Origin of the sequence: Barnesiella sp. An22 (genome assembly GCF_002159975.1) — a bacterium.
Taxonomy (GTDB): domain Bacteria; phylum Bacteroidota; class Bacteroidia; order Bacteroidales; family Barnesiellaceae; genus Barnesiella; species Barnesiella merdigallinarum.
Map to the genome: position 1 here is coordinate 67,526 of NZ_NFJR01000009.1, position 25,451 is coordinate 92,976.

A 25,451-nucleotide genomic window follows, 5' to 3' on the forward strand; every position below is an offset into this window, starting at 1 on the left:
CTCACCCCCAGAGAGGGGGGGGGAAGGAATCAGAAGAGCGGGAAGATGTCGACCGGGGCCTGTGTGATGGCCTGCAAACCGTCGGGAGTAACCACATAGGTATCTTCGATGCCTACGGCCCCCACGTGCGGAATCACGAACTTGGGCTCGATGGCAATCACCTGGTTCTCGGCCAGCACCTCTTTCGAGCGGGGAGCCAGCACCGGGGACTCGTTCACCTCGATGCCCACGCCGTGACCGACGAAACCCGCCTTCTGGGTGTGACCCATGAAGTAGTCGTCCAGCCCCGCCTCGTGCGCTATCTCGACCGCCTTGTGGTAGAGGTCGGACGCAGCCACGCCGGGCTTGCCCATCTGGCTCATCTGGCGGTGTATCTCGATAGAGCAGCGGTGTGCATCGAGTGCTTTCTGAGGCAGTTCGCCTATCGAATAGACCCGGGTCATATCGGTCATGTAACCGGTGAAGTTGCCGCACATGTCGACCATCACCGCCATGCCCGGACGCATGAGGGTACCGTTGGCACCCACCGGTATCGAGCAGCTCATGCCGGCTCCGCCCATGGCAAAATCGTAAGGTGTAGGAGTGTCGGCATTGTCGCCGCAAAGCACATTGCCCATGAATATCTCCATGCTCTGCCCGTTGATGCGGAAGAGCCCCAGGTTGCCGTGCAGACGCAACAGACGCTCGATTTCGATCTGGAGTTCGATGTCGGTCATGCCGTCGCGATAAATCGACTCGATGCGGTGGTACACCTCGGCATGCTTCACGGCCGACTCGCGCAACCGGGCCAGTTCATACTCGGTCTTCACGGCCCGCGCCCCACGCATCACAGCCGACGCGTTCGCCACCTCGGCCTCGGGGAATACGGCAGCCAGACGCACATAATCGCCATGTGAGGCATCCCACTCCAGCGCGATACGCCGGGGTTGCGGCATACCCAGTTCGGTCAACAGGGCAGGTATCTGCTCGGGCTTGTGGATATAGTGCACGCTGTCGCCTTTCAACCCCACGGGACGACGTACGAAATAGTGCGGCTCGCCCACGGCCGGGATATAGGTGTAACCGTTGAACACCCGACCCGACGTGTAATAGAGGTTTGCATTGGTGTGAATCAAGGCGGCATCGGCCCCCACGGCCTGCAAGCCCGCCTGTATTTTTTGACAACGCCGCAAAATCTCGGCATGAAATTCACTCGAGAACATAGCTTATTTACAATTTAAAAAGAATTCGGTAAAATCGGTAAACGAGTCGAAGGCCAGTTCGTAGTCGTCGGTCTGTCCAAAGCCGTAACGCGCATAGACAAAGGGCAGACCCACGCGGTGGGTCTCCTGCCCGTCGGCGTCGATGTCGCCCATGTAGAGCGGTTGCTGCAATCCGTATTTCTCCTTGAGCAACAACATGTTGTCGCCCTTCGGCTTGTGCGTGTTGCCAAAAGCGAGCCCCTCGGTAATGTAGGGAGTAATGCCAATGCAGGCCATAAACACGGGCAAGGTGTGCGAGTCGCAGTTGCTCACCAGAAACAGCTTGTACTTGTGCGACAGCCGTTCCAGCCCCTCGACCACCCCGGGATAGGGCGTGCCTCCGTAGCGCGACAGCAAGGCGGGCTCCTCCTGCGCCAGTTCGGCCGAGAAGCGGGCCGCCTCGTCGGGGGTTATATCGGGGAAAAGATTTTCCATAATGCGAGGAATCGGTTTCCCGATGTTGCCGATGAGTGTCTCGCGGGTAACGTGAACCTCGCGGCCCGCCCGGGCAAAGACCTCGTTCCAGATGCGGGCATAGGTGTCGACCGCGTCCCACAGGGTGCCGTCCATATCGAAAATAAGAGCGTCGGTACGGCTCCAATCTATCTGCTTACTTTTCATGCCGCAAAGGTATGGATTTTATCGGGAAGCTCGCAATACAAACTTGAGGGAGAGATATTAAAAAATGTTCCACCGGAAGAGCCCGATGGAACGCCTTGTACACCCGTGGGGAGTCGAACCCCAATCGAAGGAACCGGAATCCTTTATTCTATCCATTGAACTACGGGTGCCGCTAAACGATTCGGGAGAAAAGTACGCCTCGTCGGTGAGAATCTCCCCCTAATTGCGTGGCAAAAGTAAGAAATATTTGTAGCTTTGCAAACAGTTACGGTTAAAATCTTATATAAAAAAGATTATGAATGTTCGCATCGAACCCAGTTGGCAACAGCGGTTACAACCCGAATTTGACAAGCCTTATTTCGAACAACTGACCTCTTTCGTTCGTCACGAGTATGCCACCAAAACGGTCTACCCGCCCGGCAGCCAGATATTCGCGGCGTTCGATGCCTGCCCCTTCGACCGGGTGAAGGTGGTGATTCTGGGACAAGACCCCTACCACGAACCCAATCAGGCTCACGGACTCTGCTTCTCGGTCAACGACCACGTGCCCTTCCCCCCTTCGCTCCAGAATATTTTCAAGGAGATCGAGAGCGACCTGGGTATTCCCGTACCTCAAAGCGGCAACCTCACCCGCTGGGCACGCCAGGGGGTATTGCTGCTCAACGCCACGCTCACGGTCGAGGCGCATCGGGCCGCTTCGCACCAGGGCAAAGGGTGGGAGACCTTTACCGATGCCGTTATCCACAAACTGGCCGAGGAGCGCGAACACTTGGTCTTCATCTTGTGGGGAGCCTATGCCCAACGCAAGGGCGAATTCATAGACCGCAGCCGGCACCTGGTGCTGCAATCGCCCCACCCCTCGCCCCTGTCGGCTCACCGGGGGTTCTTCGGGAACCATCACTTCAGCCAGGCCAACCAATATCTGGTGGCCCACGGCATCGAGCCTATTCAATGGTAAATCATAAAAACAAGCATGGAAAAGATAGATGTAGAACAGAGAGCCGAGAAGGCTCGCCAACTTTTTTGCGAGGGCTACAATTGTGCCCAATCGGTCGTACTGGCTTATAACGACCTGTTTGACGTAGACCAGCAACTGGCTGCCTCGATAAGCGCCCCGCTGGGCGGCGGCATGGGCCGGTTACGCGAGGTGTGCGGTGCCGTGAGCGGCATGTTCATGATTGCCGGACTCTACTACAAAAACGACAAGCCGGGCGATCTGGCCAAACGGAAAGTGGTCTACACGGCCGTGCAGGATCTGGCGGCGCGCTCCAAAGCACTCAACGGCTCCATCATCTGCCGCGAATTGCTCGGGCTCGACCACAAGAGCGACGAACCTACACCCGAACCTCGCACCGAAGCCTACTACAAGCGCCGACCCTGTGCCAACTACGTAGCCTCGGCAGCCCGCCTCATCGGCGAAAAGCTCAACGAAGAGCTGGATAAAGCATGATGCCGCCATGCCCACGCTGCAATACGACCGCTCCGACTCTCAGGTACTCAAGGGTATAGGCATTTTACTCATTGTCCTACACAACTTTTTCCACACCTTCCCCGAGTTCCCGCCCGAGTGCGAGTTTGAATATATCCCCGATAACGTGGAACGGTTTGTCGACACCCTGGGCAGGGGCAACCTGCGCACCATCGTGCTGTCGCTTTTCTCTTTTCTAGGGCATTACGGAGTATCGGTTTTTGTCTTCGTGAGCGGTTACGGACTGGCCAAGCGATACGGACAGAGCCCCGATGCGGGGTGGCGCATTCTGCTGCACCGGGCCACGCAACTGTGGAAGTGGATAGTCCCCATGGCCCTGTTGCTCCTGCTCGACCGCTACTCGGGCCACACCCACATTACCTATCAGTATCTGGAGAATCAAAAGATATGGACCGACCTGCTGGCGATGCTTACCTTTACCGCCAACTTCCTGGTCGACCGCTTCGTCATTGCCGGTCCGTGGTGGTACTTCGGCATGGCCTTTCAACTCTATGTTATCTATGTGCTGTTTCTGCGCCGGGCCGGTGACCGGGCGGTGTGGATTGCCTCGGCCGTCGCCTGGGCACTGCTGCTTGTGCTTCAAGGGTTGGGCTGCAACGACCTCGTCTTTACCCTCCGTTACAACTTTGTGGGGTGGCTGCCGGTATTCTGCATCGGCATACTCGCAGCCCGGCATCCGCTGCGGCTCCCGTGGGGTTGGGTGGCTCTGGGGTGCGTGCTCTTTGTATTGAGTCTCTTCAACCCCTATCTGTGGGTATTCAGCTCGACCCTGGTGCTCTTCCCCTTCACGGCAGTTCTGCCGCTTTTCAAGAGAGGCATTCTCTACAAAATCACTCTGGTATTGGGCGGACTGTCGGCCGCACTGTTCATCACCCACGCCTTCGTGCGGCAACAGATACTCATCTATGCCAAGCCGCTACCTGCCGAATGGTCGGGGCTGCTCTACCTAGCTCTGTGCCTGGCTGTTGCCTGGATTTACCGCAAGGTATTGCTCGCCCTCTACACGCGGCTTCACTGGTGATAGTGCCCCTTCTCCTTGACCAGCACCACCTTCACCCGGCCATCCTTGAGGATGGCTCTCGAGCGCGAGAAGAAGGGCAGTTGCCAGGCCCAACGGCGGTGCTCCCACGTGAGCAAATCGACCGAAAAATCGAGATCTCTCAAAAATCCATAATACGATGCGGGGAACGACAGAGCCTCGACGGCTCCGCTTCGGGCTATCTGCTGAATCGAGTCGAGCCGTTCGCCTCGCTCGCGGTCGCTCATCTCGTCGAGATGTGGTATATCGAGGTAACACGAGGTATAATACCCCTCTTGTGTGAAATGGCGCAGGGCCTTCCAGTCGCGCGACTCGACAATGAGCTGCTCCTTGCTGGCACCCGAGCGGGCCAGCATGGCAGTCAGAAGCGACTCGGCCTGCCGGCTGTTGGCTTCGTTCAGATTCTTCAGGTCTATCCACAACTCCCGACCGGGATTCTTGCCCAGAAAATCGAGATAGAGGCCGAGCGACTCGGACGATGGGGTGTCGTGCCCGGTTCTGAAATCGGACAGCTCGGGTACAAACAGCACATCGCACTCGAAATTCTTATACTCTCCTTCAAACTCGTGCAGCTTCTCTATCGTATTGGTCCGGTGCAACCATATCTTATCGATATAATGGTCCACCACTTTGTCGTTACAAAGGGGGATAGTCAATAACGGCAGGCACAACACCAACAGAAAAACGGCACCTAAGCGCCGTTTCATATCTTTACTGCAAATGCAATTTCTTCAGAATCTTGGCTGGGACGGCATCCTTGTGCACCAGAATATCCATCGTCTTGTATTTGACAAAGGCCTCCGACGCATAGAAGAATCCGCCATACACCTGCTCGGTCCCCCACGAGTTTTTCACCTTGTAGTACTTCGTACCGTTCTGGTCGACAGCCGTACCCACGAACACCATGCCGTGGTCGTCGGTTGTCTCGTAGTTGTCAAAAGCCTCCTGGCGCACCTTCTGGTCGATGACCATCTCCTCCTCGGGCTCCTCGAATTTGTAGAGTTCGCCCTCTTTCTCGGCCTTCGACAGTTTCACCCAGCGGGCCAGCTCGGTACCCGAGAGGTTGTCGTTTTTCTTCTCGACGGGAACTACGGCAAAGCCCTTGAGGTATTGGAATCCCTTTTCGCTCACGTCCGACGCCCACATCACCGTATACCCCTTGTCAATCGAGTAGTCGATGGTCTCCATCAGCTCGTTGAGGGGTATGTTGTAGTACTGCGACCACAACCAGTTGTCGGGCACCTCGATGGCAAAAGGTTTGTAGAAGTCGTGGTGTGTAAACGAAGTCAACGGAATGTAGTCGCTCGACTTGATACCCAGCGACTCGGCAAACGACTTGGGCGTGTACTCTACCCCGTTGTAGGTAAACTTCTCGGGCACCTTGCCCAGGTAGGTATCGAGCACCGCCTTGAATCCGTCGAGCCAGGCCGACGACAGCTTCTTGTTGGGGTTGGCGATAACGGCATCGACATAGCCTTTGAGAATGGCATCGAGCTCACCGTGCTGGTGTTTGTCGGTACCGTAGTTCAGGCCGGTATAGACCTCCTCGGGAACCACACCGTATTTATCGATAATGTAGAGCACGTCGTAGGCGCTACCTCCGGCCGAGAACGAGATGCTGCCGTGCATGCGTACATACTTGATGGCCTTCTCGATATAGTCGTTGCGAACGATAAACATCTCGGAGAGGTCGACCGCCGGCTTGCCCTGGCGCAAGAGGTCATCCTCGATAAACGACAGCGTCGAGAAGCTCCAGCACGTGCCCGAGCGGCTCTGGTCTTTCACCGAATTGGTTTTCAACTCTTTCGTAACGGTAAACTGATACCCTACGGAATCTTTCTTGTTCTCTCCGGCCCAAGCGCACACCGAAACCACGGACAATGCGCAGGCAATAGTCAAATGTTTACAATTCATATATCGTCTTTCTTATTCAATTCTCATGTCAAGTTGCGCGCAAATATAGCCAATATTTTCATATTACGCGATAATTGCTCCATTTGTATAACAGTTATTAGGAAACCGGCATAAAATTTCGTACATTTGCCACTAAGAACTTTCAAACCGACACTTTATGAAACCGAAATACAGACTGTACGCCCTGCTCGCCGCGATTGCCCTGTGGAGTCCGCTGACCGTTCTGGCCCAGAACTTCTCGAACGAGGTCTACGAAACCCGCGCCTTCAGCGACCGCTTCAAGACCATCCGCACCGACGTCGAGGGGCGCGACCTCTTCCCCCCGATTATCGAGTTGAACAGCAACGAGCACATCACCATCTCGTTCGACGAGATGACCGAGGAGGCCTCGTACCTGCAATACAGTCTCATACACTGCAATGCCGACTGGCGACCCTCGGCCCTGTCGGAGCTCGAATACCTCGACGGCTTCAACACCAACCCCATCGAAACCTTCGACTACTCCATCGCCACCTTTGCTCACTATGTGCATTACAGCCTCACCCTCCCCAACGAGGATGTACAGTTCAAGGCATCGGGCAACTACGTGTTGCTGGTCTACCCCGAGAACGAACCCGAACAGATATTGCTGCAGGTCTGCTTCTCGGTCTACGAAAACGATATTCTGGTAGCCCCCAGCGTCACCTCGCGTACCGACATCGACTACAACAGCGAGCACCAGCAGGTGAGCGTCAGTCTCAATGCCAACAACTACCGCATACAAAACCCCTACAACGAACTGAAGGTGAGCGTCACCCCCAACGGACGGCGCGACCAGGAGGTGATTGTAACCCGGCCGTTGCGCGTACAGGGCAACCAGGTCATATTCGACCATGACCGCAACCTCATCTTCGAGGCGGGCAACGAGTTCCGCCGGTTCGAGATGGTAGCCACCCGCTACGCCGGGCTGGGTGTCTCGAAAATTTACCACTTCGACCCCTACTACCACGTGGTTCTGACTACCACGGAGCCCCGGGCCGAGACGAGCTACCTCTACGACAAGACTCAAAACGGACGCTTCGTCATCCGCCAGAGCGGTGCCAACGACAGCGACACCGAGGCCGACTACTTCGTGGTGCACTTCACCCTCGACTCCGACCCCATACCAGGCGGCAAAATCTATATCGACGGCGAGATGACCAACCATCTCTACACCCCCTACAACGAGATGGTCTATAACCCGGAAACGGGCCAATACGAGAAAACCCTGCTTCTGAAACAGGGTTCCTACAACTACCAGTATCTGTTCCTGCCCGACGGCGCAAGCTCGGCCACGGCAGCTCCTGTCGAGGGCAACTATTACCAGACGGTCAACGAGTATCTGGTGAAGGTATACCACCGCGCACCGGGCGAACGCTACGACAAGCTCATCGGGATAGGCATGACCTACTCGGGCCGATAATCGTCAATCGTTCCGGGCCTTGACAAACTCGCCCGCTTTCGAAAAATAGAGATGGGTCTCGGGATGGACAAGTGTGAGCTTATAGAGATTCTTGCGCTGCTCCATACTCTCGACTTTCGCACCGGGGTAATGCTGCTCGAGATATTCGCCCACGGGTGCGGGAAGCAATTTCACCAGCTCGGGAGCCAACGGGTTGTCGTGCGAATCGATCTCCTCCCAACGTCCCTTGCGGTCGAACTCCAGGTCGTAACCACCCGAGACCTTCACCCCGTATTCGTTCCACGTGCGCGAGTGTACACACTGCAATACCCGAGCCCCTGGAAAATAGGTTTGCAACAACTGACGCGCCGATTGTGGAAGCTCCGACAGCGAGATTTTCCGATTGGTCGTTTTGTTTTCGCCTCGGCTCGGCCCTATGCCTAATGCAATCGTTGTGAACAAAACGATAAGATACAAATAATTTTTCATATATTTACCTCGTTTTTTAGGTTTTCGGTATATTCTCAAAACAAATTTCTCGAAGCCAATGTTTATAATCCAGTCACTGGAAAACCGTTAAATAGGGTGTAAATACAGAGACTTGAAAAAGATTCCTCCCTCATGAAAAGAGCACTGAAATATATTGCCATCACCCTTGCCTCGCTTTTCGTGCTGCTGCTTGCCCTGCCGCTGTGTATCTACATACCGGCCGTGCAACGATGGGGGAAAACCGAAATATGCCGCTACGTGAACCAGTCGACCGGCATGCAACTGACCATCGGCGACCTGTCGCTGCGCTTCCCCTTCAAGCTGCAAATCGACGACATCCTGCTGCTCACCGCTCCGGGCGACACCCTGCTGCAAAGTGGCAACGTACAGGTAGGCATCGCCCCGGCCCGGCTGCTGAAGGGCGAGGTCGATGTCACCGAAATCGCCCTGCACGCCACCCGTTTCCGCTTTGCAAATGCCGACTCGACCCTCACCTTCTCAGCTCGCGTCGAACGGTTTGCTACCCAAGAGGCCCGCGTCGACCTGAAAGGTTCGCTCATCGAGCTGCCCTCGCTCCAGCTCCAGGGTGGCGACATTGCCCTCGACATCGCGGGCGAGTCGACCGACACCACCGATACCGCCAGCGCCCCGCTCGACTGGCGCATCTCGGTCGGCGAGATAGGCTTGTCGCAGATACACTACGCCATGCAGATGCAGCCCACCATCCAGCAGCTCGACGCCTCGATTGAGACAGCGACCCTGCGGAAGGGATACATCGACCTCTATCGTCAGCAGGTCGATGTGGCCGAGGCGACCATCGACCGGGGCGACTACCGCTACTACCCGGGCAGCGGCGAGACCGGCGAAACTACCACTCCCTCCGAAGAGGCTGCCGACACGGTGGTCTCGCCACCGTGGACCGTGCGGATAGCACAACTGCGGCTGCACCAAAACAGCGCCCTCTATGCCCTGCCGACGAAGATTCCACAAAAGGGGCTCGACCCGGGTTACCTGTCGCTCAACGGCATCGAGATTGCCATCGACTCGCTCTACAACCAGGGCAGTGCCATACGGGTACCTATCAAACAGCTTGCCTTTGTCGAACGCTCGGGGCTGGCCGTCACCCACACGCAAGGCGTCTTTGCGATGGACTCGACCGGCATCGCCCTGCACGACTTCCTCCTGCAAACCGCCCTTTCCGAAATTTCGGCCCAACTGCAGGCGGGGAGCGACATCTTCACCCAGTCGCCCCAGGCTCCCGTCGAGGCCGAGCTGCAAGCCCGCATTGCCGTGGGCGACCTCATCCGACTCTTTCCCCAATACGACTCCTATACCCGGGGAGTGCTCCTCTCGAGCACGCTGCACACCGACATAACCGTGGGCGGCACGCTGGGCGACCTGCTCCTCACCCGGGGCGACCTGTCGCTGCCCGGCACATTCAATGCCCGCACCACCGGGCGCGTGCAACACCTGCCCGATACCGAGCGTCTGGCCGGCGAACTGCAATGGGGCATCGCCCTCAGGGAGTCGCCGCTCATCGCCCAATTCATACCCGACTCGCTGCGCCATCGCCTCCATCTTCCCCCTACCCGATTCTCGGGCAGGGCCACCCTGGCCGGCCCGACCATCCAATCGCGGGCCCGACTCTCAACGGGCGACGGCAGCATCGCACTGCGAGCCCGACTCGATACCCGCAGCCAGCAATACCGGGGGCGTCTGCACATCGACCGCTTCCCCCTCTCGGCCTTCCTGCCGCACGATTCGCTGGGTGTACTCTCGGCTTCGGCTCGAATCGAAGGGGAGCGATACAATCCGCTCGACTCGCTGGCCCGACTCACGGCCCACCTCGAGGTAGACACCGCCCAATATGCGGGGTATCTCTACTCGGGACTGACCGTCGACGCCCGCGTGAACCGCGGGAGGGCCACGGGCCACATCGCCTGCACCGACCCCAACCTGCTCGTCGGCCTCAGCCTGTCGGGCTCGATCTCTCCACAACAGTACCTCGTAGCCCTCTCGGGCGACATCCATACCGACCTCCACGCGCTGCGACTCACCACCGAGACCTGCCAGATGTCGACCTCGATAGCGCTGTCGGGGCAGGTAGAACCAGAGAAGGAGCAATACCAGGCGACCCTGGACCTCAGCAAGCTGTCGCTCCTGCTGCCCACCGGGCGACTGCAGACCGACAAGCTGTCGCTCGCGGCTCAAACCGACTCGACCCGCATACAGGCTTCGCTGCAAAGCGGCGACCTGGCGGTGAACTTCACCTCGGCTACGGGGCTCACGCCATTCCTGGCCAAACTTAGCGACGCGATGCCCATCGTCGCTTCGGTGCAGGAGAAGAAACGGCTCGACATGGAGGCACTGCACCAGGCGTTGCCCCCTTTCGAACTCACGGCCAGTGCCAAACGCAACAACCTGGTGCAACAATATCTCCAGGGGGCAGGCATGGGGTTCTCGCAATTCAGCCTCACGGCGGCCAACGACTCCCTGCTCAATGCCAGGAGTCAGATCGACCGCTTCTCGGCGAGCGGCATCGTCATCGACACCATACAGCTCTCGCTGTTCGAACGGCACGAACGCGAAGAGCGACTCTACTATTCGCTCCAGGTGGGCAACAAACCCGGCAATCTGGACCAACTGGCCTCGGTCAACCTCAACGGGTTCCTGTCGGGCAATACAACCAAATTCTTCTGCGTGCAGAAAAACCGGCAGGGACAGGAGGGATTCCGCATCGGTAGCCAGGTCGACTTCCTCGACTCGCTCGTGAAGGTCTCGCTCTTCCCCAAAAACCCCATCATCGGCTTCGAAACCTGGACCCTGAACCCCGACAACTTCCTGGCTTACCACTACGACCGGCACCACTTCGATGCCAACATCGCCCTCACCCACGGCGACCGTCACCTCATTGTCACCACCCTGCACGGCTCGCCCGCCGACCACGACCTGGCCCGGCAGGAGCCTCTGAAGGTCGACATCAACGGCATGGAGATTGCCCCCTGGCTGGCACTGTCACCCTTCTCGCCGCAGATTGCAGGCAGCGTCTCGGCCAACCTGCTGGTCGATTTCCCGCAGAGCGGCACCCAGGTAGCCGGCAACCTGGAGGTATCGCAATTCTACTACGGCAAGCGACGGGTGGGCGACTTCGACCTGAAGGTCGACTACCGGCTCGATTCGCTCGGTCGGCAGGAGGCTCAGGCCGCCCTGCAGATTGACAGCGTGCAGGTACTGACCCTGTCGGGAGAGCTCGACGACAAGGCTGAATCGCCCGTGACGCTACAACTGTCGGTCGACAGCCTCCCCCTGGCCACGGCCAACCCCTTTCTGCCGGCCGACATGGCCCAGTTGCAGGGATACCTCAACGGGCAGATGACCGTGGGCGGCACCACTTCGGCTCCCCAGCTCGACGGCTATTTGCAGATGGAGCAGGCCTCGGCCAGCTCCAAATCGATGGGGGCCAGCCTCAGCTTCTCGCCCAACCCCATACGCATCGACCGGAACGTGCTGCTGTTCGACAACTACGAAATTGCCGGTGCCAACAAGAACCCGCTGCACATCGACGGGAACGTCGACTTCCGGAATCTGGAGAAGATCAACACCGACCTGCACATCTTCGCCTCGGCCTTCCAGCCCGTGAAGTCGGGCCGCAGCACCAAGGCCACCCTCTACGGCTCGGTCATCGCCGATATGGACATGCGGGTAAACGGCCCCCTCGACGGCCTGAAGATAACCGGCAACGTGGGGTTGCTCACCGGTACCGAGGTGACCTACGTGATGCAGGACTCGCCCTTTGCCCTGCAACAGCAGGAGAACAACATCGTCACTTTCGTCTCGTTCAACGACAGCACCGAAGTAATCGAGGCCGATACTTTGCCCAAAAGCAACATGATGGGCATGGACATCCTGGTCAACATCAACATATCGCCCACCGTGAAGATGGGGGTAAACCTCTCGGTCGACGGCAAAAACCGCATCGATCTTCAGGGTGGCGGCAACCTCACCTACACGATGAATACCCTGGGCGACAGCCGGTTCTCGGGCCGCTACAACCTCTCGGGCGGATTCGTGCGCTACAACCCGCCCATCATCTCGGAGAAGCTGTTCAAGATACAGGACGGCAGCTTCGTCTCGTGGAACGGCGACATTGCCGACCCGCAAATGTCTATTACCGCCGTCGAGACGGTGCGCACCACCATTACCGAAGACGACAAGAACTCGCGGCAGGTCAACTTCGACATCAGCATCCTCATCAAGAACTCGCTCGAAAACCTCTCGGTCTCGTTCGACCTCTCGGCCCCCGAAGACCTCACCCTGCAAAACCAGCTCACCTCGCTCACGGCCGAGCAGCGGGCCTCGCAAGCCATGAGTCTGCTCATCTACAATACCTACACCGGGCCGGGCACCTCGACCACGCGGAGCGACCTGCTGGGCAACCCGCTCAACTCGTTCCTCGAGAAGGAGCTCAACCAGTGGGCCCAGGGGCTGAAGGGCATCGACCTCTCGTTCGGCATCGACTCCTACACCGACGCCTCGGGCATCAACACCCGCACCGACTACTCCTACCGGGCGGCCAAGAGCCTCTTCAACAACCGGGTGAAGGTGGTCATCGGGGGTAGCCTCAGCCCCGACGACAATGCCGACGTCAATTTCAAGGAGAACTTTATCGACGATATTTCGCTGGAATATTACCTCAACCAGCGCGACAACATGTATATCAAGGTATTCCGCCACACGGGTTACGAGAGTATTCTCGAGGGCGAAATCACCCAGACCGGCGTGGGCTTCGTCGTGAAGAAACGGCTGGTCAACCTCTGGGAGCTCTTCCGTTCCCGCAAAAGCCGAAAGGAGGCCGCACCATGAAACAGACCCTTGCCTACCTCTTTGTCGCCCTGCTGGCCACGGCGATACTCATCGGGTGTTCCACCACCCGTCGCCTCACCGACGACGAGGTGCTCTATACCGGCGTGAAGAAGATGGAGATTATCCCCGACTCGGGGGTGAAGATTGCCGACAACGTGAAGTCCGAAATCAAGACCTCCCTCTCGGTGGCTCCCAACAATCCCCTCTTCTCGCCCTACGTGCGCACCCCCTTCCCCATCGGGCTTTGGGTGTGGAACTATCTGGAACCCAAAAGCGACAAAGGATTGAAGCACTGGATTTACGAAAAGCTGGCCAAAGAGCCGGTGCTCGTCTCGAGCGTACAGCCAGAACTGCGCATGAATGTCATCAAGAACATCTTGAGCAACAACGGCTACTTCGGGGCCGAGGCCGACTACGAACTCATCTACAACAAGCGTAACCCCCGCAAGGCCCGCATCTCGTACAAGGTCGAGGTGCCGCCGCCCTACACCCTCGACACCATCGAGCTGCCTGCACCCACCACCCCCCTCACCCGGTTTATCGACAGCATCAGCAGCGCATCCCTGCTGCAACGCGGCGACCGCTACTGCCTCGACTCGCTCTCGGCCGAACGCGACCGCATCACCAGCGCCCTGCGCAACAACGGCTATTTCTACTTCCGTCCCGAGTATATCGAGTATCTGGCCGATACGACCCTCTCGCCCGGCAAAGTGGCGCTGCGCATGACCCTCAAGAAGGGTATCCCTACCCAGGCGCTCAAACCCTACTACGTGGGGCACATCCACGTGAACCTGCAACGGGCCGACGGCGGCGGCACGCCCGACACCATCCGGTATCCCCACCTGACGGTAGTCTACCGCAAGCCTGTCCACCTGAAGCAGTGGATATTGCCCCGCAACATCACCTTCAGACCGGGCACCATCTATTCGGTAGCCACGCAGAACACCACCCAGTCGAATCTGGGACGGCTGGGCATATTCCGCTCGGTAGCCGTCGAGGTGACCCCGCTCGACTCGCTTGCGCAACGAGACTCGCTCGACGTTACGATACAGGCGGCTTTCGACGTGCCGCTCGAGGCCACCATCGAGGCCAACGTCTCGTCCAAGTCGAACAGTTACATAGGCCCGGGACTGATTTTCGGTATCAACCACAACAACCTTTTCGGGGGCGGCGAGAAGCTCTCGGTGAAACTCAACGGCAGCTACGAGTGGCAGACGGGCGGCGGCTCGCAACACGGCAAGGCATCGCTCTTCAACTCCTATGAATTCGGCTTGAACTCGTCGCTCTCCTTCCCCCGCATCGTGCCCGGTTTCCTGCCGCAGATGCCCCGCACCCGCCGATACCCCGCCTACACGCGGTTCCAGTTGGGTGCCAACCTGATGAATCGGCCGCACTACTTCCGCATGGTGTCGTTCAACGGGTCGATGAGTTACGAGTACCGCACCTCGCTGCGGGCCGGCCACTCGGTCACCCCCTTCAAACTGGTCTATACCAAACTGCTCAATACCACCGAGTCGTTCGACAAGACCATGGAGGAGAACCCCGCCATCGCCCTCAGCTTCCGCGACCAGTTCATCCCCTCGTCGAGCTACACCTATACCTACGACACCTCCTACGGCCGCGAAGTCGACAATCGCTTCGTATGGCAACTGATGGGCATGTCGGCCGGCAACATCCTGAGCGGCATTACCTCGCTGCTGGGACAACACGGCGAGAAACGCATCTTCGGCAGCAGCTTCTCCCAGTTTGTCAAGGGGAGCGCCGAGATGGTCTACTACCACCGTTTCCGCCCCGACCACTGGCTGGTAGGCCGCCTGTTCATCGGGGCCGAACATGCCTACGGCAACTCGCAGGAGGTTCCGTACAGCGAACAGTTCTACATCGGTGGAGCCAACAGCATACGCGCCTTCACCATCCGCTCGCTGGGCCCCGGCAGCTACCTGCCGCCGCAGGACGATGTAGACGGATACTTCGACCAGACGGGTACCTTCAAGCTCGAGGCCAACCTCGAATACCGATTCCCCATCTGGGGCGACCTGCACGGCGCCGCCTTTGTCGATGCCGGCAACATCTGGCTGCTGAAGCGCGACCCCAACCGCCCGGGTGGCGAGCTGGACGGTCGCACCTTCCTCAAAGACATCGCCCTGGGTACCGGCGTGGGGCTGCGCTACGACATCGGGATGCTGGTGATACGCGGCGATCTGGGTATCGGCATCCACGCCCCCTACGAGACCGGCCGCAAAGGGTACTACAACATGACCTCATTCAAAAACAGCCTCGCCTTCCACCTGGCTATCGGCTACCCCTTCTAAGGTATTCCCCCCCGACCTTAAAAGCTATTCAACAAAAATACAACAGGCGGCTCTCCGAAGAGAGTCGCCTGCTGCGTGCGTATGGCAAAAGGGAGATTAAAGTCCTCTCCCGTGACAGTTTTTGTATTTCTTGCCGCTACCGCAAGGACAGGGATCGTTGCGGCCTACGCGGGGAGCAGCCTTGATAGGCTCGGTAACCCGCGGCTGTTGCGGTGCAGCGGCGGCCTGTGCCTGAGCTTGGGCTTGACCCTGCTGGGCCGGCTGTTGGGCCTGACCGGGGTAGTCGTCCTTCTGGGTGCGGTACTTGCTGTAATCCTCGCGACGTTCGGGAGCGGCCTCGCGCACATCCTGCGGCTCCTGGATGTATATCTGACCCCGCATGAGGATGGCGATAGCCTTGCGGTTCATCGCCTCGACCATCGACTTGAAGAGGTTGAACGACTCGAGCTTGTAGATCAACAGCGGGTCTTTCTGCTCGTAGCTGGCATTCTGTACCGACTGGCGCAACTGGTCGAGTTCGCGCAAGTGCTCTTTCCAAGCCTCGTCGATAGTCATCAGCAATACGGCTTTCTGGAACTGCTTAACCACCGACTGCGATTCGCTCTTGTAGGCCTCGTTGATGTCGCAGGCGATACCAAACACCCGTTTGCCATCGGTGATGGGCACCCGTATCATGCCGGTCGACAGACCGCGCATCTCTACGAAGGGCTTGATATTCATGTGAGCAATCTCGGCCATGCGTTCGCCCTTGCGCTTGAAGGTGGCGACCACGGCCTCGTAGAGGCTGTCGATAATCTCGTTCTTGCGCATCGAGCGGAATTTCTCTTCGTCGAAAGGCATCTCTACGGCAAATATCTTGAACATCTCCATCGACAGCGGTTCGTAGTCGTTGGAGCCGTTGTAGGCCTCGACCAGCGACTCGATGGTATCGTAGAACATGTTCATGATGTCGATACCGATACGCTCGCCCATCAAGGCGTGGTGACGCTTGGTGTAGATGACGTTACGCTGGGCGTTCATCACGTCGTCGTATTCGAGCAACCGTTTGCGGATACCGTAGTTGTTCTCTTCGACGCGACGCTGGGCGTTCTCAATCGACTTGGATACCATGCGGTGTTCGATCATCTCGTCTTCCTTGAGGCCCAGACGGTCGAGCATCTTCACCACGCGGTCGGTGGCAAACAGACGCATCACCGTATCTTCGAATGATACGAAGAATACCGACGAACCCGGGTCGCCCTGACGTCCGGCACGACCACGCAACTGACGGTCGACACGACGCGACTCGTGACGCTCGGTACCGATGATGGCCAAACCTCCGGCCTCGCGCACGGCGGGCGACAGCTTGATATCGGTACCACGACCGGCCATGTTGGTAGCGATGGTCACGGTACCCGTCTGTCCGGCCTGGGCCACGATTTCGGCCTCGCGCTGGTGATATTTGGCATTCAACACATTGTGCTTGATCTTGCGCATGGTGAGCATACGGCTCAACAACTCCGAAATCTCGACCGACGTAGTACCTACCAGTACCGGGCGTCCGGCCTCGACCATCTTCACAATCTCTTCGATTACGGCGTTGTACTTGGCACGCTTGGTCTTGTATACCCGGTCGTCCATATCGATACGGGCTACCGGCTTGTTGGTGGGGATAGTCACCACATCGAGCTTATAGATGTCCCAGAACTCACCGGCTTCGGTCTCGGCGGTACCGGTCATACCGGCCAGCTTGTGATACATGCGGAAGTAGTTCTGCAACGTGATGGTGGCAAAGGTTTGCGTGGCGGCCTCGACCTTCACGTGCTCCTTGGCCTCGATGGCCTGGTGCAGACCGTCGGAGTAGCGACGCCCCTCCATGATACGGCCGGTCTGCTCGTCGACGATTTTCACCTTGTTGTCGATGACCACATACTGGTCGTTGAGCTCGAAGAGGGTATAGGCTTTCAACAACTGATGCACGGTGTGAACCCGCTCGGCCTTGATGGCGTAGTTTTGCAGCAGCTCGTCCTTGCGGTTCTGTTTCTCCTCGGGCGTGAGGTTTTGATTCTCGAGGTCTGAGAGCTCTTCGCTGATGTTGGGCAGCACGAAGAAGTTGGGGTCGTCCGACTTGCCGGTCATCACATCGATACCCTTATCGGTAAGGTCGATGCTGTTGTTCTTCTCGTCGATTACGAAGTAGAGGTCGTCGGTAATCTCGGGCATACGGCGGTTGTTGTCGGCCATATAGATAGCCTCGGTCTCGAGCATCAGGGGTTTGATACCGGGCTCGCTGAGGTATTTGATAAGGGCTCCGTTCTTGGGCAGACCCTTGAAGCAACGGTAGAGCAGCACGGCACCCTCGTCGCGGGTCTTCTTGTCGTCCGAGGCGATTTTGGTCTTGGCCTCGGCCAGCAGCTTGGTTACCAGGGTACGCTGCATCTTCACCAGCTCCTCGACTTTGGGCTGGAACTGCTCGAACATCTGGTCGTCGCCCTTGGGGGTGGGACCCGAAATGATCAACGGCGTACGGGCATCGTCGATCAACACCGAGTCGACCTCGTCGACAATGGCGTAGTTGTGCATGCGCTGTACCAGGTCGAGGGGCGAGCTGGCCATGTTGTCACGCAGGTAGTCGAAACCGAATTCGTTGTTGGTACCGAAGGTAATATCGGCATTGTAGGCGTTGCGGCGAGCTTCGGAGTTGGGCTCGTGCTTGTCGATACAGTCGACCGACAGGCCGTGGAACATGTAGAGCGGGCCCATCCACTCCGAGTCACGTTTCGACAGGTAGTCGTTGACCGTCACCACGTGCACGCCGTTGCCCGGCAGGGCGTTGAGGAATACCGGCAGCGTGGCCACCAGCGTTTTACCTTCACCGGTAGCCATCTCGGCAATCTTACCCTTGTGCAGTACCACACCACCGATGAGCTGCACGTCGTAGTGTACCATGTCCCACACCACTTCGTTGCCACCGGCCATCCAGTGGTTCACATAGATGGCCTTGTCGCCCTCGATATGCACGAAGTCGTGGTCTACGGCCAGGTTGCGGTCGAAGTCGTTGGCGGTCACCTCGATAGTCTCGTTGTTGCAGAAACGGCGGGCGGTCTCCTTCACGATGGCAAAAACCTCGGGGAGCGACTCGTCGAGCACATCTTCGATTTTCTTCAGAATGTTTTTCTCGATTTTGTCAATCTCTTCCCAAGTCGATTCACGCTTGTCGTAGTCGAGCGTCTCGACATGCTCCTTGAGCTCGGCAATGCGTTGACGGTCGGGAGCAACCGTATCCTGGATATGCTGCTTCACCACATCGACGCGATGACGCAACTCGTCGTTCGTCAGTTTTTCGAGTTCGGGCGATATGGCCTTAATCTTCTGGATATAAGGCTCTATCTCTTTCAAGTCGCGCTGCGACTTGTTGCCGAACAGCTTTTTCAATAAATCGTTAAATCCCATATAAAGTGTCTGTTTTATTCGTTAATAAAAGGTTCTTCCCCGCAGGGAACCTTATAGAACCCTGCAAAAATAATGCAAATTTTGCTAACTCCGCAAAAAGGAAGAAATTAGTATTGAATTTCGGAGAGCGGAGTGGACGAAGAACCGTTGGGCGAACGGATGCGCAGCAGGCGAGAAACGGTGGGTGCAATGGCCGTAGCCCGCACCGGCGTGGCAATGTGTACCGGCTTCACATCGGGAGCGAGGATAAAGCAGGGGGCCGGTATGGCATTGATGCGCACATACTCGCGGGTGTCGACATTGTCCTCATACACCACCTCCCACCCGGGGCAAAGATCGAGCACGAGGTCGCCCGACAGCTTGGGGCAGTAGCCGTTGCGCATGGCGGCAAGCCGGTCGGTACCGTAGCTCAGCAACAGCCGTTGCATGGTGTACACATCCTGTACACCGGCCATCTGTATCAGGAACGAAGCGGCCTTGTCGCGCATCTCGTCGGCATCGAGGTCGCGCTCCTTGATGAGTTTGCGATTCAGAAATATCTGTCGGTTCTGGTAGCCGATGACCCAGTCGCCCTGGCCATAAAGAGCCATCAGGTAGACATTCAGCAGCGACACGGCACGGCGCGGATAGAACTCGCCCGAGGGTATGTTGTAGATGGGCGACTCCTTGGCTTCGCCCTTGAAGTAGCCGGTCGAGGCCACGAAGATGACGGTATGGTCGAGCCCCACCTTCTTGTCTATCTCGTCGAGCAGCCGGGCCAGATCACGATCGAGGCGCACGTAGGTGTCCTGCAACTCCAGGCCGTACTCCTGCACGGTCTTGTTCAGGTAGACCCCGGCCGTATAGCCGACGTTGAGCATGTCGAGCACGCCCCGGCGTCCCAGAAGCCCCTTGTCGAGGAACTCCACGGCCACATCGGTAATCTCGCGGTTGACCAGCGCCGTTGTCTTGAACTGGGCAAAGCGGTCGCGGTTGTCGTGCGAGAAGGTGCGCTTGAACGAAAAATCGTTGGTCAGGTAGGGTATGGCCGTATAGAGGTCGGGGGTATAGACCGGCGTCCAGGCCAGCGTATCGATGCGAGCCGACAGCGAACGTCCGTAGTTGAACTGCTCGATATAGGCCGGCACATCGCGGTAGTAGGTCGTGGTGGCCCACTTGCCGTTACGGTCGTTTATCCAGAAAGCACAGTTACCAGCATGACCCGCACTGATGATGGCCTGCTGGGCATCGGGAGCCACGGCATAGACGCGCCCCAGGCCGCCGCTCACAATCTTTACCTCGTCGCTGATGGTCGAGGTCTTGAGCCGTTCGGGCGAAAAGGTCTCTTGCGTATAGTTGCCTATCTTGGAAGGGTCGTTCAGAATAAACTCTTCGCGCTGGAATGTAGTATTGAAAAACCGCTCCGAGGGGATGCCATGGAAAAAGGGCATCGTGCCCGTGTAGAGCGTGGCCGTAGCCGAGGCTTTGTCGACATTGGGATAGTCGTAGACCAAGTTTTCGCAAACCACCCCCTCCTTCATCAATCGCTTGAAGCCCTTCTCTCCGAAAAGATGCTGCAAGGCCATCAGGTAGTCGGTGCGCAACTGGTCGACCGTAATACCCACCACCAGACGCGGTGCCTGGTCGGCCGACTGTACCAGCGGTACAACCAGCAAAGAGAGCAGAAGTGTTGCTAATACCTTTTTTTTCATATCTGTTCAATTCCGCTTCTTGCCGTGCTCCACCCACAGCCAGGTGAGCGAACGCATCATCAACACCAGCACCAGCGGAATGAATGCCGGGTTGAACTGCTGGGGAATCCAGTGCCACAGCACCAGAAAAATCAACAGCCCCGCAAAGTTAGCAAAATGATAGTATCTAACGATATTTTTAAGAGATTTAAACCAAATGAAGAGGGCCATCAACAACCACAGGGGATGAAGCCAAAAGGCCGAATAGTTGGGCCAGGTGGCCGGATGCACCGAGACGAACATGAGGAAAAAGACAATCACTCCTCCCAATCCGTAGGCGGTAAAGAGCACGGTATCGAGTACCCGCGAGCAACGTCCCCGCCGGATGTCGCAGAGCGACCACACCGCCACAATCGCCGCCAGCAACCAGGCCACGAAGAGAGGGGTGAGGTAGAAGGGGGTCACACCGGGACGGGCCGGGACTTCGGGGTCGTAGAGCACCTCGGTGCGGCTCACCAGCGGCACGGCAGCCGAGTCGGGCGCGAGTTGAATCTCGGCCCGGGCGAAGGCCTCTTTCAGCACCTCGGGGCCAAACATCTGTTCGCGGTAAGTCATGGGGCGGTCCAGACTGCCACCCAGGGCCAGGTCGATGCCGAAGATGAGCCAGGGGCAACGCTCGGCGTAGCTGTCGATCTCCTCGCGGAAGGTGGGCAACTCGCCCTCGGGTTCGTGGTAGCGCACCCGATTGCCGAGGGTCGCCTCGACCATGTTGCGGGGCCGGGTGGCGCAGTTGTCGAAGAGGAAGTTATAGCGGTAGACGCGGTTCTGGGGCTGGGCATTCTCCAGCAGGGCGTAGAAGAGTGCCTGGCTCTGCTCGGGCGTGAGGTTGAGAATCTGCTCGTCGACCCGCGACTCGCGCATCACATAGTTGAACAGGAAGGTGCGGAAGTCGTTCACACCCAGGCAATAGTCGGTCTCGCCCTTGGTAAACCGCCACACAAAGGCCGGGGCATTGAAGTCGAACATGCCATAGTTGAACACATAGTCAAATCCGCCGGGAGTCAACTGCCTGACCCGCAAGGCCGTGTGTCCGAAAAGCTCGTACACCTCGGTACCGGGGCCGCACGTGAGCAGACTCACCTGCAGGGAGTCGCGGTTCTCGACCTGGGCCTGTACACTCATTGCCAGCGCGGCCACCAGCGCAGCCACGAATAATCGTACCTTTATCAACATGCTCGATTTCATCGCCTGAAAAAATGTGGTGTAAAAGTACAACTTTCCGCTCGATTCACCCGAAGGGTAACTCTTTTATTTTCTTCGACTTTGATAATTTTTACATTTTTATTTTAGGGCTCTACCGAATAAATCGTTATCTTTGTTCGTCGCACTCAAAACCAAGCAGTATGAAAATCAAAGGTTTACTTTTGTCGCTCCTCATAGCGAGCCCGATGATGGCCATGGCCCAGAACATCGAGCTCCCCGCCCCCCAGAAACAGGGAGGCCAACCGCTCATGCAGGTACTCGCCCAACGGGCCTCTACCCGCCAGTTCGATACCACCCGGGCCATCGAGCCGCAAACCATGGCCGACCTCCTGTGGGCCGCCTGGGGATACAACCGGGAGGATAAACGCACGGCACCTTCGGCCCTCAACCGGCAGGAGATTTCGCTCTATGTCATCACCGCCCAGGGGGCTTACTGCTACGATGCCCGTCAAAACGTGCTGACTCAGGTAGCCGCCGGCGACTTCCGCAAGAGTGCCGGCAAACAGCCTTTTGCCCAGACGGCTCCGCTCAATATCGTTTTTGTGGCCGACCTCGACAAGGCTCCGGGCAACGACATGATGTTTGTCGATTGCGGTTTCATAGCCCAGAACATCTATCTCTATTGTGCCTCGGCCGGACTGGGCAGCGTGGTGCGCGGCTCGTTCGATGCCGCCGAACTGGCCCAGGTACTGAAACTGAATGAACGCCAGAAAGTAATATTGACACAGACAGTCGGCTATCCGGCTCGATAATCCCCCGGAAAAGCCTCACCTCATGCGTCACACCTTACTACCGATATTCGTCATCTTCGCCCTCCTCATCACCGGCTGCAAAGGCAAGCAGGTCGAGCCCGACTACCCCGACAGTTCCTTTATCGACACCTTCGAGGTGAAGCAGCAGACCCAGCCCCGCCCCACCGGTTGGCCGAAGAGCCCCATCCAGTACACCAGTTTCCGCAAACTCTTCAACGACCTCAACGACCAGCACCTGGCCATTGCCCGCAAAAACGGCATCGCCCCGCTCGAGTCGCTAGACGAGGCCCGCAGCATGGGCTTCTGGAAGCTGGCCAAAATAGACAGTTGCGAATACTACTCGGTCGACAAGCTCACCCACTCGATTCCCTACCTCACCCCCAGAACCAAGTGGCTGCTGATGACCATCGGGAAGAACTTCAACGATTCGCTCGAGAGCCGCGGTGCCGGCGGACGGCAAATCATCCTCACCAGTGCCCTCCGCTCCGACGAGTCCATCCGCTCGCTGCGCCGGCGCAACACCAACGCCAGCGAAAACTCGGCCCACCGCTACGGCACCACCTTCGACATTGCCTACAACCGCTACAACGTGACCGACTCGACCTGCTTCGTCCCCTCCGACCGCCTGCGCCTGCTGCTGGGCGAGGTGCTCTACAATCTGCGCAAAAACCACAAATGCTATGTGAAGTACGAGGTTCGGCAGGGCTGTTTCCACATTACGGCCCGGTAAGACCGGCATATCTCTCCGAGCCGGACTCCGCTGCCCGAATATTCCACGCGGATGTGGGTGCGGTTGTTCCACGCTACGATGCGGAATCGTGCCAACAAAAGAGACTTCTCCCCACGCCCCAAGCTGGCTCTGCAGCCAGTGCGGGGGCGGCACAAACCACAGGAATTTCCGTTTTCATTTGCCTCGGCTTTCTCCTTTCACTATCTTTACAGCGTTGTTTAAGCAATACGACCGATGAAACGATATTTGTACGCCCTGCGCTATCTGGTTTCGATACATCTGCTGGGGCTTCTTTTCTTTGCCGCGTTCCGCCTGATATTGTTCATGCAAGGCTACGACTACCTGGCGGGTGAAAACCTGTCGGTACTCACCCGTGCCGAGGCTTTCGCCCGGGGCGTGTGGCTCGACAACGTGGTGGCCTGCTACATCATGATACTGCCGCTCACGGTGGTATCGATATGTGCCCTGCTGGGGTACTACGGGAAGGCGCTGTTCCGGGGTGTGGGCATCTTCTTCTCCCTTTTCTACGTGCTGGCCTTTGCCATATCGGCGGCCGACATACCCTACTTTGCCTACTTCTTCAAGCATATCAACGCCTCGATATTCAACTGGTTCGGCTACGCGGGTACCACATTGGGGCTGATGTTCGGCGAGTTTTCCTACATCGTCGCCTTCGTGCTCTTCCTCGCCCTCTCGATTCTCTTCGTCTTTCTGCTCCGCTGGTTGCGGCAACGCACCTGCCTCGACATCCATCGGGTATCGGACGAGAAATTTCACTGGCCCAACGAGCTGCTCATGCTGCTGGGCTCTATCGTGCTGATAGGCGGCTGCATGTTCGGCATCCGGGGCCGGGTGGGCTACAACCCCATCAAGGTGAGTGCGGCCTACTATTGCAACAATACGTTTTTGAATCAGTTGGGTGTGAGCCCGGCCTTCAATCTGCTGCGCAGCTCGCTGGAGGCTTCGAAATCGGAGAACCGCGAGATTGAGCTCATGGACGACCAGGAGGCCATCGCCCGCGTGCGCCGGGAATACCACATCGCCGACTCGCTGCCCGAGGTGTCGCCCATCGCCCGCCGGGTAGAGAACCCGGGCGAACCGACCCGCCAGAATGTGGTGCTCATCTTCATGGAATCGATGTCGGCCGAGCTGATGGGGCACTTCGGCAATCCGTGGCAGCTGACCCCCTTCCTCGACACCATCGCTACGAAATCGCTCTGCTTCAACCGATTTTTCTCGGCCGGCACGCACACCAACCACGCCATCCACTCCACGCTGTACTCCTACCCGGCTCTGATGAAACGCAACTCGATGAAGGGGGCCGTCATCCCCTTCTTTGCCGGATTGCCCACCATCCTGCAGGACAACGGATACAGCACCCTCTTCTTCATGACGCACGAGTCGCAATACGACAACATGAACGGCTACCTGCGCACCAACGGCTTCGACCGCATCTTTGCCCAGGAAGATTATCCCAAGGAGAAGGTGGTCAACAGCTTCGGCGTGCAGGACGACTTCCTCTACCAGTATGCCCTGCCGGTACTCACCCAGACGGCCCGCGAGGGTAAACCCTTCTTTGCCGCCCTGCTGAGCATCAGCAACCACCCGCCCTATGTGGTGCCCAAAGATTTCAAGGCCCGCAACAACACCGACGAGCTGCGCATCGTCGAGTTTGCCGACCACGCTCTGGAGCAGTTCATCACCCAGGCCAGCCGGGAGGAGTGGTTCGACAACACCATCTTTGTCTTTGTGGGCGACCACGGGAAGCTGGTAGGGACACCTCGCAGCGACATGCCCCTCAGTTTCAACCACGTGCCGCTGCTCATCTATGCCCCCTCGACCATCGAGCCGCGCCAGATCGACGACCTGGGCGGACAGACCGACATAGCTCCTACGCTGCTGGGGCTGCTGCAAATCGACTACGTCAACAACGGTTTCGGCGTAGACCTGCTGCGCGAGAAGCGTCCGGCGGTGGTCTTCACCTCCGACGATGCCGTAGGCTGCGTGAACGATTCGCTCTTCTACATCTATAAACCCAAGGATAACCAGGAGTGGCTGCTCGCCCACAAACAGACCATCGAACAGAGCGGCGACATAGCCGACCCGGCGGCCCGCCAATCGCTGCGCGACTACTCCTTCTCGATATTGCAAACGGCTCAATACCTGATGAGCAACGGCCTTACCGGCAAATACATAGGTTATCAACCCCGTTAAAA

General features: G+C 57.9%; 17 protein-coding genes and 1 tRNA gene. 9 read left to right on the forward strand and 9 right to left on the reverse strand.

What is annotated here, in order from left to right:
* Nucleotides 1-29: 29 nt before the first annotated feature.
* From B5F38_RS09710 to B5F38_RS09720, 3 genes are all read right to left on the reverse strand, one after another.
* Entirely contained in the window at nt 30-1,202 is a 1,173-nt protein-coding gene (locus B5F38_RS09710) for a Xaa-Pro peptidase family protein (RefSeq protein WP_087409085.1), read from the reverse strand.
* 3 nt (nt 1,203-1,205) lie between these two features.
* Nucleotides 1,206-1,862 (reverse strand): HAD family hydrolase, encoded by a 657-nt coding sequence (locus B5F38_RS09715; RefSeq protein ID WP_087409086.1) that lies wholly within the window; start codon nt 1,860-1,862, stop codon nt 1,206-1,208.
* A 98-nt stretch (nt 1,863-1,960) separates the two neighbouring features.
* A tRNA-Arg gene (locus B5F38_RS09720) sits at nt 1,961-2,032 on the reverse strand.
* 125 nt (nt 2,033-2,157) lie between these two features.
* On the opposite strand from B5F38_RS09720, the gene ung reads away from it, so the two are divergent.
* The 3 genes from ung to B5F38_RS09735 are packed head-to-tail and all read left to right on the forward strand — an operon-like array spanning nt 2,158 to nt 4,372.
* The gene (gene ung / locus B5F38_RS09725; protein ID WP_087409087.1) at nt 2,158-2,820 is read left to right on the forward strand and encodes a uracil-DNA glycosylase; all 663 of its coding nucleotides are present in this window, start codon (nt 2,158-2,160) and stop codon (nt 2,818-2,820) included.
* A 15-nt stretch (nt 2,821-2,835) separates the two neighbouring features.
* The gene (locus tag B5F38_RS09730; protein ID WP_087409088.1) at nt 2,836-3,312 is read left to right on the forward strand and encodes a C-GCAxxG-C-C family protein; all 477 of its coding nucleotides are present in this window, start codon (nt 2,836-2,838) and stop codon (nt 3,310-3,312) included.
* Nucleotides 3,313-3,319: 7 nt separating this feature from the next.
* Complete coding sequence (locus B5F38_RS09735; protein WP_087409089.1) at nt 3,320-4,372, forward strand: acyltransferase family protein; 1,053 nt, start codon at nt 3,320-3,322, stop codon at nt 4,370-4,372.
* Here the strand turns inward: B5F38_RS09735 and B5F38_RS09740 are convergent.
* Nucleotides 4,363-5,097, reverse strand: a complete 735-nt coding sequence (locus B5F38_RS09740; protein ID WP_087409090.1) for a hypothetical protein — start codon at nt 5,095-5,097, stop codon at nt 4,363-4,365. The genes B5F38_RS09735 and B5F38_RS09740 overlap by 10 nt on opposite strands.
* A 4-nt stretch (nt 5,098-5,101) precedes the next feature.
* Nucleotides 5,102-6,304: a C1 family peptidase gene (locus B5F38_RS09745; protein WP_087409091.1), complete on the reverse strand. Its 1,203-nt coding sequence runs from the start codon at nt 6,302-6,304 to the stop codon at nt 5,102-5,104.
* A 157-nt stretch (nt 6,305-6,461) separates the two neighbouring features.
* Between B5F38_RS09745 and B5F38_RS09750 the strand changes: the two genes are divergently transcribed.
* Complete coding sequence (locus B5F38_RS09750) at nt 6,462-7,745, forward strand: DUF5103 domain-containing protein (protein WP_087409092.1); 1,284 nt, start codon at nt 6,462-6,464, stop codon at nt 7,743-7,745.
* 3 nt (nt 7,746-7,748) lie between these two features.
* Here the strand turns inward: B5F38_RS09750 and B5F38_RS09755 are convergent, their stop codons facing one another.
* Nucleotides 7,749-8,213 (reverse strand): PepSY-like domain-containing protein, encoded by a 465-nt coding sequence (locus B5F38_RS09755; RefSeq protein WP_087409093.1) that lies wholly within the window; start codon nt 8,211-8,213, stop codon nt 7,749-7,751.
* 132 nt (nt 8,214-8,345) lie between these two features.
* On the opposite strand from B5F38_RS09755, the gene B5F38_RS09760 reads away from it, so the two are divergent.
* Together B5F38_RS09760 and B5F38_RS09765 are read left to right on the forward strand one after the other, a co-directional pair.
* Nucleotides 8,346-13,076, forward strand: a complete 4,731-nt coding sequence (locus tag B5F38_RS09760) for a translocation/assembly module TamB domain-containing protein (RefSeq protein WP_087409094.1) — start codon at nt 8,346-8,348, stop codon at nt 13,074-13,076.
* Nucleotides 13,073-15,388 (forward strand): BamA/TamA family outer membrane protein, encoded by a 2,316-nt coding sequence (locus B5F38_RS09765; RefSeq protein ID WP_087409095.1) that lies wholly within the window; start codon nt 13,073-13,075, stop codon nt 15,386-15,388. Before B5F38_RS09760 ends, B5F38_RS09765 begins: the two co-directional genes overlap by 4 nt.
* A gap of 96 nt (nt 15,389-15,484) precedes the next feature.
* Here the strand turns inward: B5F38_RS09765 and secA are convergent, their stop codons facing one another.
* The 3 genes from secA to B5F38_RS09780 all read right to left on the reverse strand — a co-directional run bounded on the left by secA (nt 15,485) and on the right by B5F38_RS09780 (nt 21,723).
* Nucleotides 15,485-18,820 carry a preprotein translocase subunit SecA gene (secA, locus tag B5F38_RS09770; protein ID WP_087409096.1) on the reverse strand — a complete coding sequence of 1,112 codons (3,336 nt, stop codon included), beginning with the start codon at nt 18,818-18,820 and terminating at the stop codon, nt 15,485-15,487.
* A 107-nt stretch (nt 18,821-18,927) separates the two neighbouring features.
* A complete protein-coding gene (locus B5F38_RS09775; RefSeq protein WP_087409097.1) occupies nt 18,928-20,511 on the reverse strand; it encodes an alkaline phosphatase family protein in 1,584 nt (527 codons plus the stop codon).
* A gap of 6 nt (nt 20,512-20,517) precedes the next feature.
* The gene (locus B5F38_RS09780; RefSeq protein WP_158096870.1) at nt 20,518-21,723 is read right to left on the reverse strand and encodes a DUF4105 domain-containing protein; all 1,206 of its coding nucleotides are present in this window, start codon (nt 21,721-21,723) and stop codon (nt 20,518-20,520) included.
* 170 nt (nt 21,724-21,893) lie between these two features.
* On the opposite strand from B5F38_RS09780, the gene B5F38_RS09785 reads away from it, so the two are divergent.
* From B5F38_RS09785 to B5F38_RS09795, 3 genes are all read left to right on the forward strand, one after another.
* A complete protein-coding gene (locus B5F38_RS09785; protein ID WP_087409099.1) occupies nt 21,894-22,505 on the forward strand; it encodes a SagB/ThcOx family dehydrogenase in 612 nt (203 codons plus the stop codon).
* A gap of 22 nt (nt 22,506-22,527) precedes the next feature.
* Nucleotides 22,528-23,235 (forward strand): DUF5715 family protein, encoded by a 708-nt coding sequence (locus tag B5F38_RS09790; RefSeq protein ID WP_087409100.1) that lies wholly within the window; start codon nt 22,528-22,530, stop codon nt 23,233-23,235.
* A gap of 234 nt (nt 23,236-23,469) precedes the next feature.
* Complete coding sequence (locus B5F38_RS09795; protein WP_087409101.1) at nt 23,470-25,449, forward strand: alkaline phosphatase family protein; 1,980 nt, start codon at nt 23,470-23,472, stop codon at nt 25,447-25,449.
* Nucleotides 25,450-25,451 lie beyond the last annotated feature (2 nt).

Excerpts from the sequence above, each read along its gene's own strand:
- B5F38_RS09715 (WP_087409086.1), bottom strand. The coding sequence starts at position 1,862 with ATGAAAAGTAAGCAGATAGATTGGAGCCGTACCGACGCTCTTATTTTC.
- B5F38_RS09775 (WP_087409097.1), bottom strand. The coding sequence starts at position 20,511 with ATGAAAAAAAAGGTATTAGCAACACTTCTGCTCTCTTTGCTGGTTGTA.
- secA (WP_087409096.1), bottom strand. The coding sequence starts at position 18,820 with ATGGGATTTAACGATTTATTGAAAAAGCTGTTCGGCAACAAGTCGCAG.
- B5F38_RS09750 (WP_087409092.1), top strand. The coding sequence starts at position 6,462 with ATGAAACCGAAATACAGACTGTACGCCCTGCTCGCCGCGATTGCCCTG.
- B5F38_RS09765 (WP_087409095.1), top strand. The coding sequence starts at position 13,073 with ATGAAACAGACCCTTGCCTACCTCTTTGTCGCCCTGCTGGCCACGGCG.
- B5F38_RS09710 (WP_087409085.1), bottom strand. The coding sequence starts at position 1,202 with ATGTTCTCGAGTGAATTTCATGCCGAGATTTTGCGGCGTTGTCAAAAA.
- B5F38_RS09740 (WP_087409090.1), bottom strand. The coding sequence starts at position 5,097 with ATGAAACGGCGCTTAGGTGCCGTTTTTCTGTTGGTGTTGTGCCTGCCG.
- B5F38_RS09790 (WP_087409100.1), top strand. The coding sequence starts at position 22,528 with ATGCGTCACACCTTACTACCGATATTCGTCATCTTCGCCCTCCTCATC.
- B5F38_RS09735 (WP_087409089.1), top strand. The coding sequence starts at position 3,320 with ATGCCCACGCTGCAATACGACCGCTCCGACTCTCAGGTACTCAAGGGT.
- B5F38_RS09780 (WP_158096870.1), bottom strand. The coding sequence starts at position 21,723 with ATGTTGATAAAGGTACGATTATTCGTGGCTGCGCTGGTGGCCGCGCTG.
- ung (WP_087409087.1), top strand. The coding sequence starts at position 2,158 with ATGAATGTTCGCATCGAACCCAGTTGGCAACAGCGGTTACAACCCGAA.
- B5F38_RS09760 (WP_087409094.1), top strand. The coding sequence starts at position 8,346 with ATGAAAAGAGCACTGAAATATATTGCCATCACCCTTGCCTCGCTTTTC.
- B5F38_RS09730 (WP_087409088.1), top strand. The coding sequence starts at position 2,836 with ATGGAAAAGATAGATGTAGAACAGAGAGCCGAGAAGGCTCGCCAACTT.
- B5F38_RS09795 (WP_087409101.1), top strand. The coding sequence starts at position 23,470 with ATGAAACGATATTTGTACGCCCTGCGCTATCTGGTTTCGATACATCTG.
- B5F38_RS09755 (WP_087409093.1), bottom strand. The coding sequence starts at position 8,213 with ATGAAAAATTATTTGTATCTTATCGTTTTGTTCACAACGATTGCATTA.
- B5F38_RS09785 (WP_087409099.1), top strand. The coding sequence starts at position 21,894 with ATGAAAATCAAAGGTTTACTTTTGTCGCTCCTCATAGCGAGCCCGATG.
- B5F38_RS09745 (WP_087409091.1), bottom strand. The coding sequence starts at position 6,304 with ATGAATTGTAAACATTTGACTATTGCCTGCGCATTGTCCGTGGTTTCG.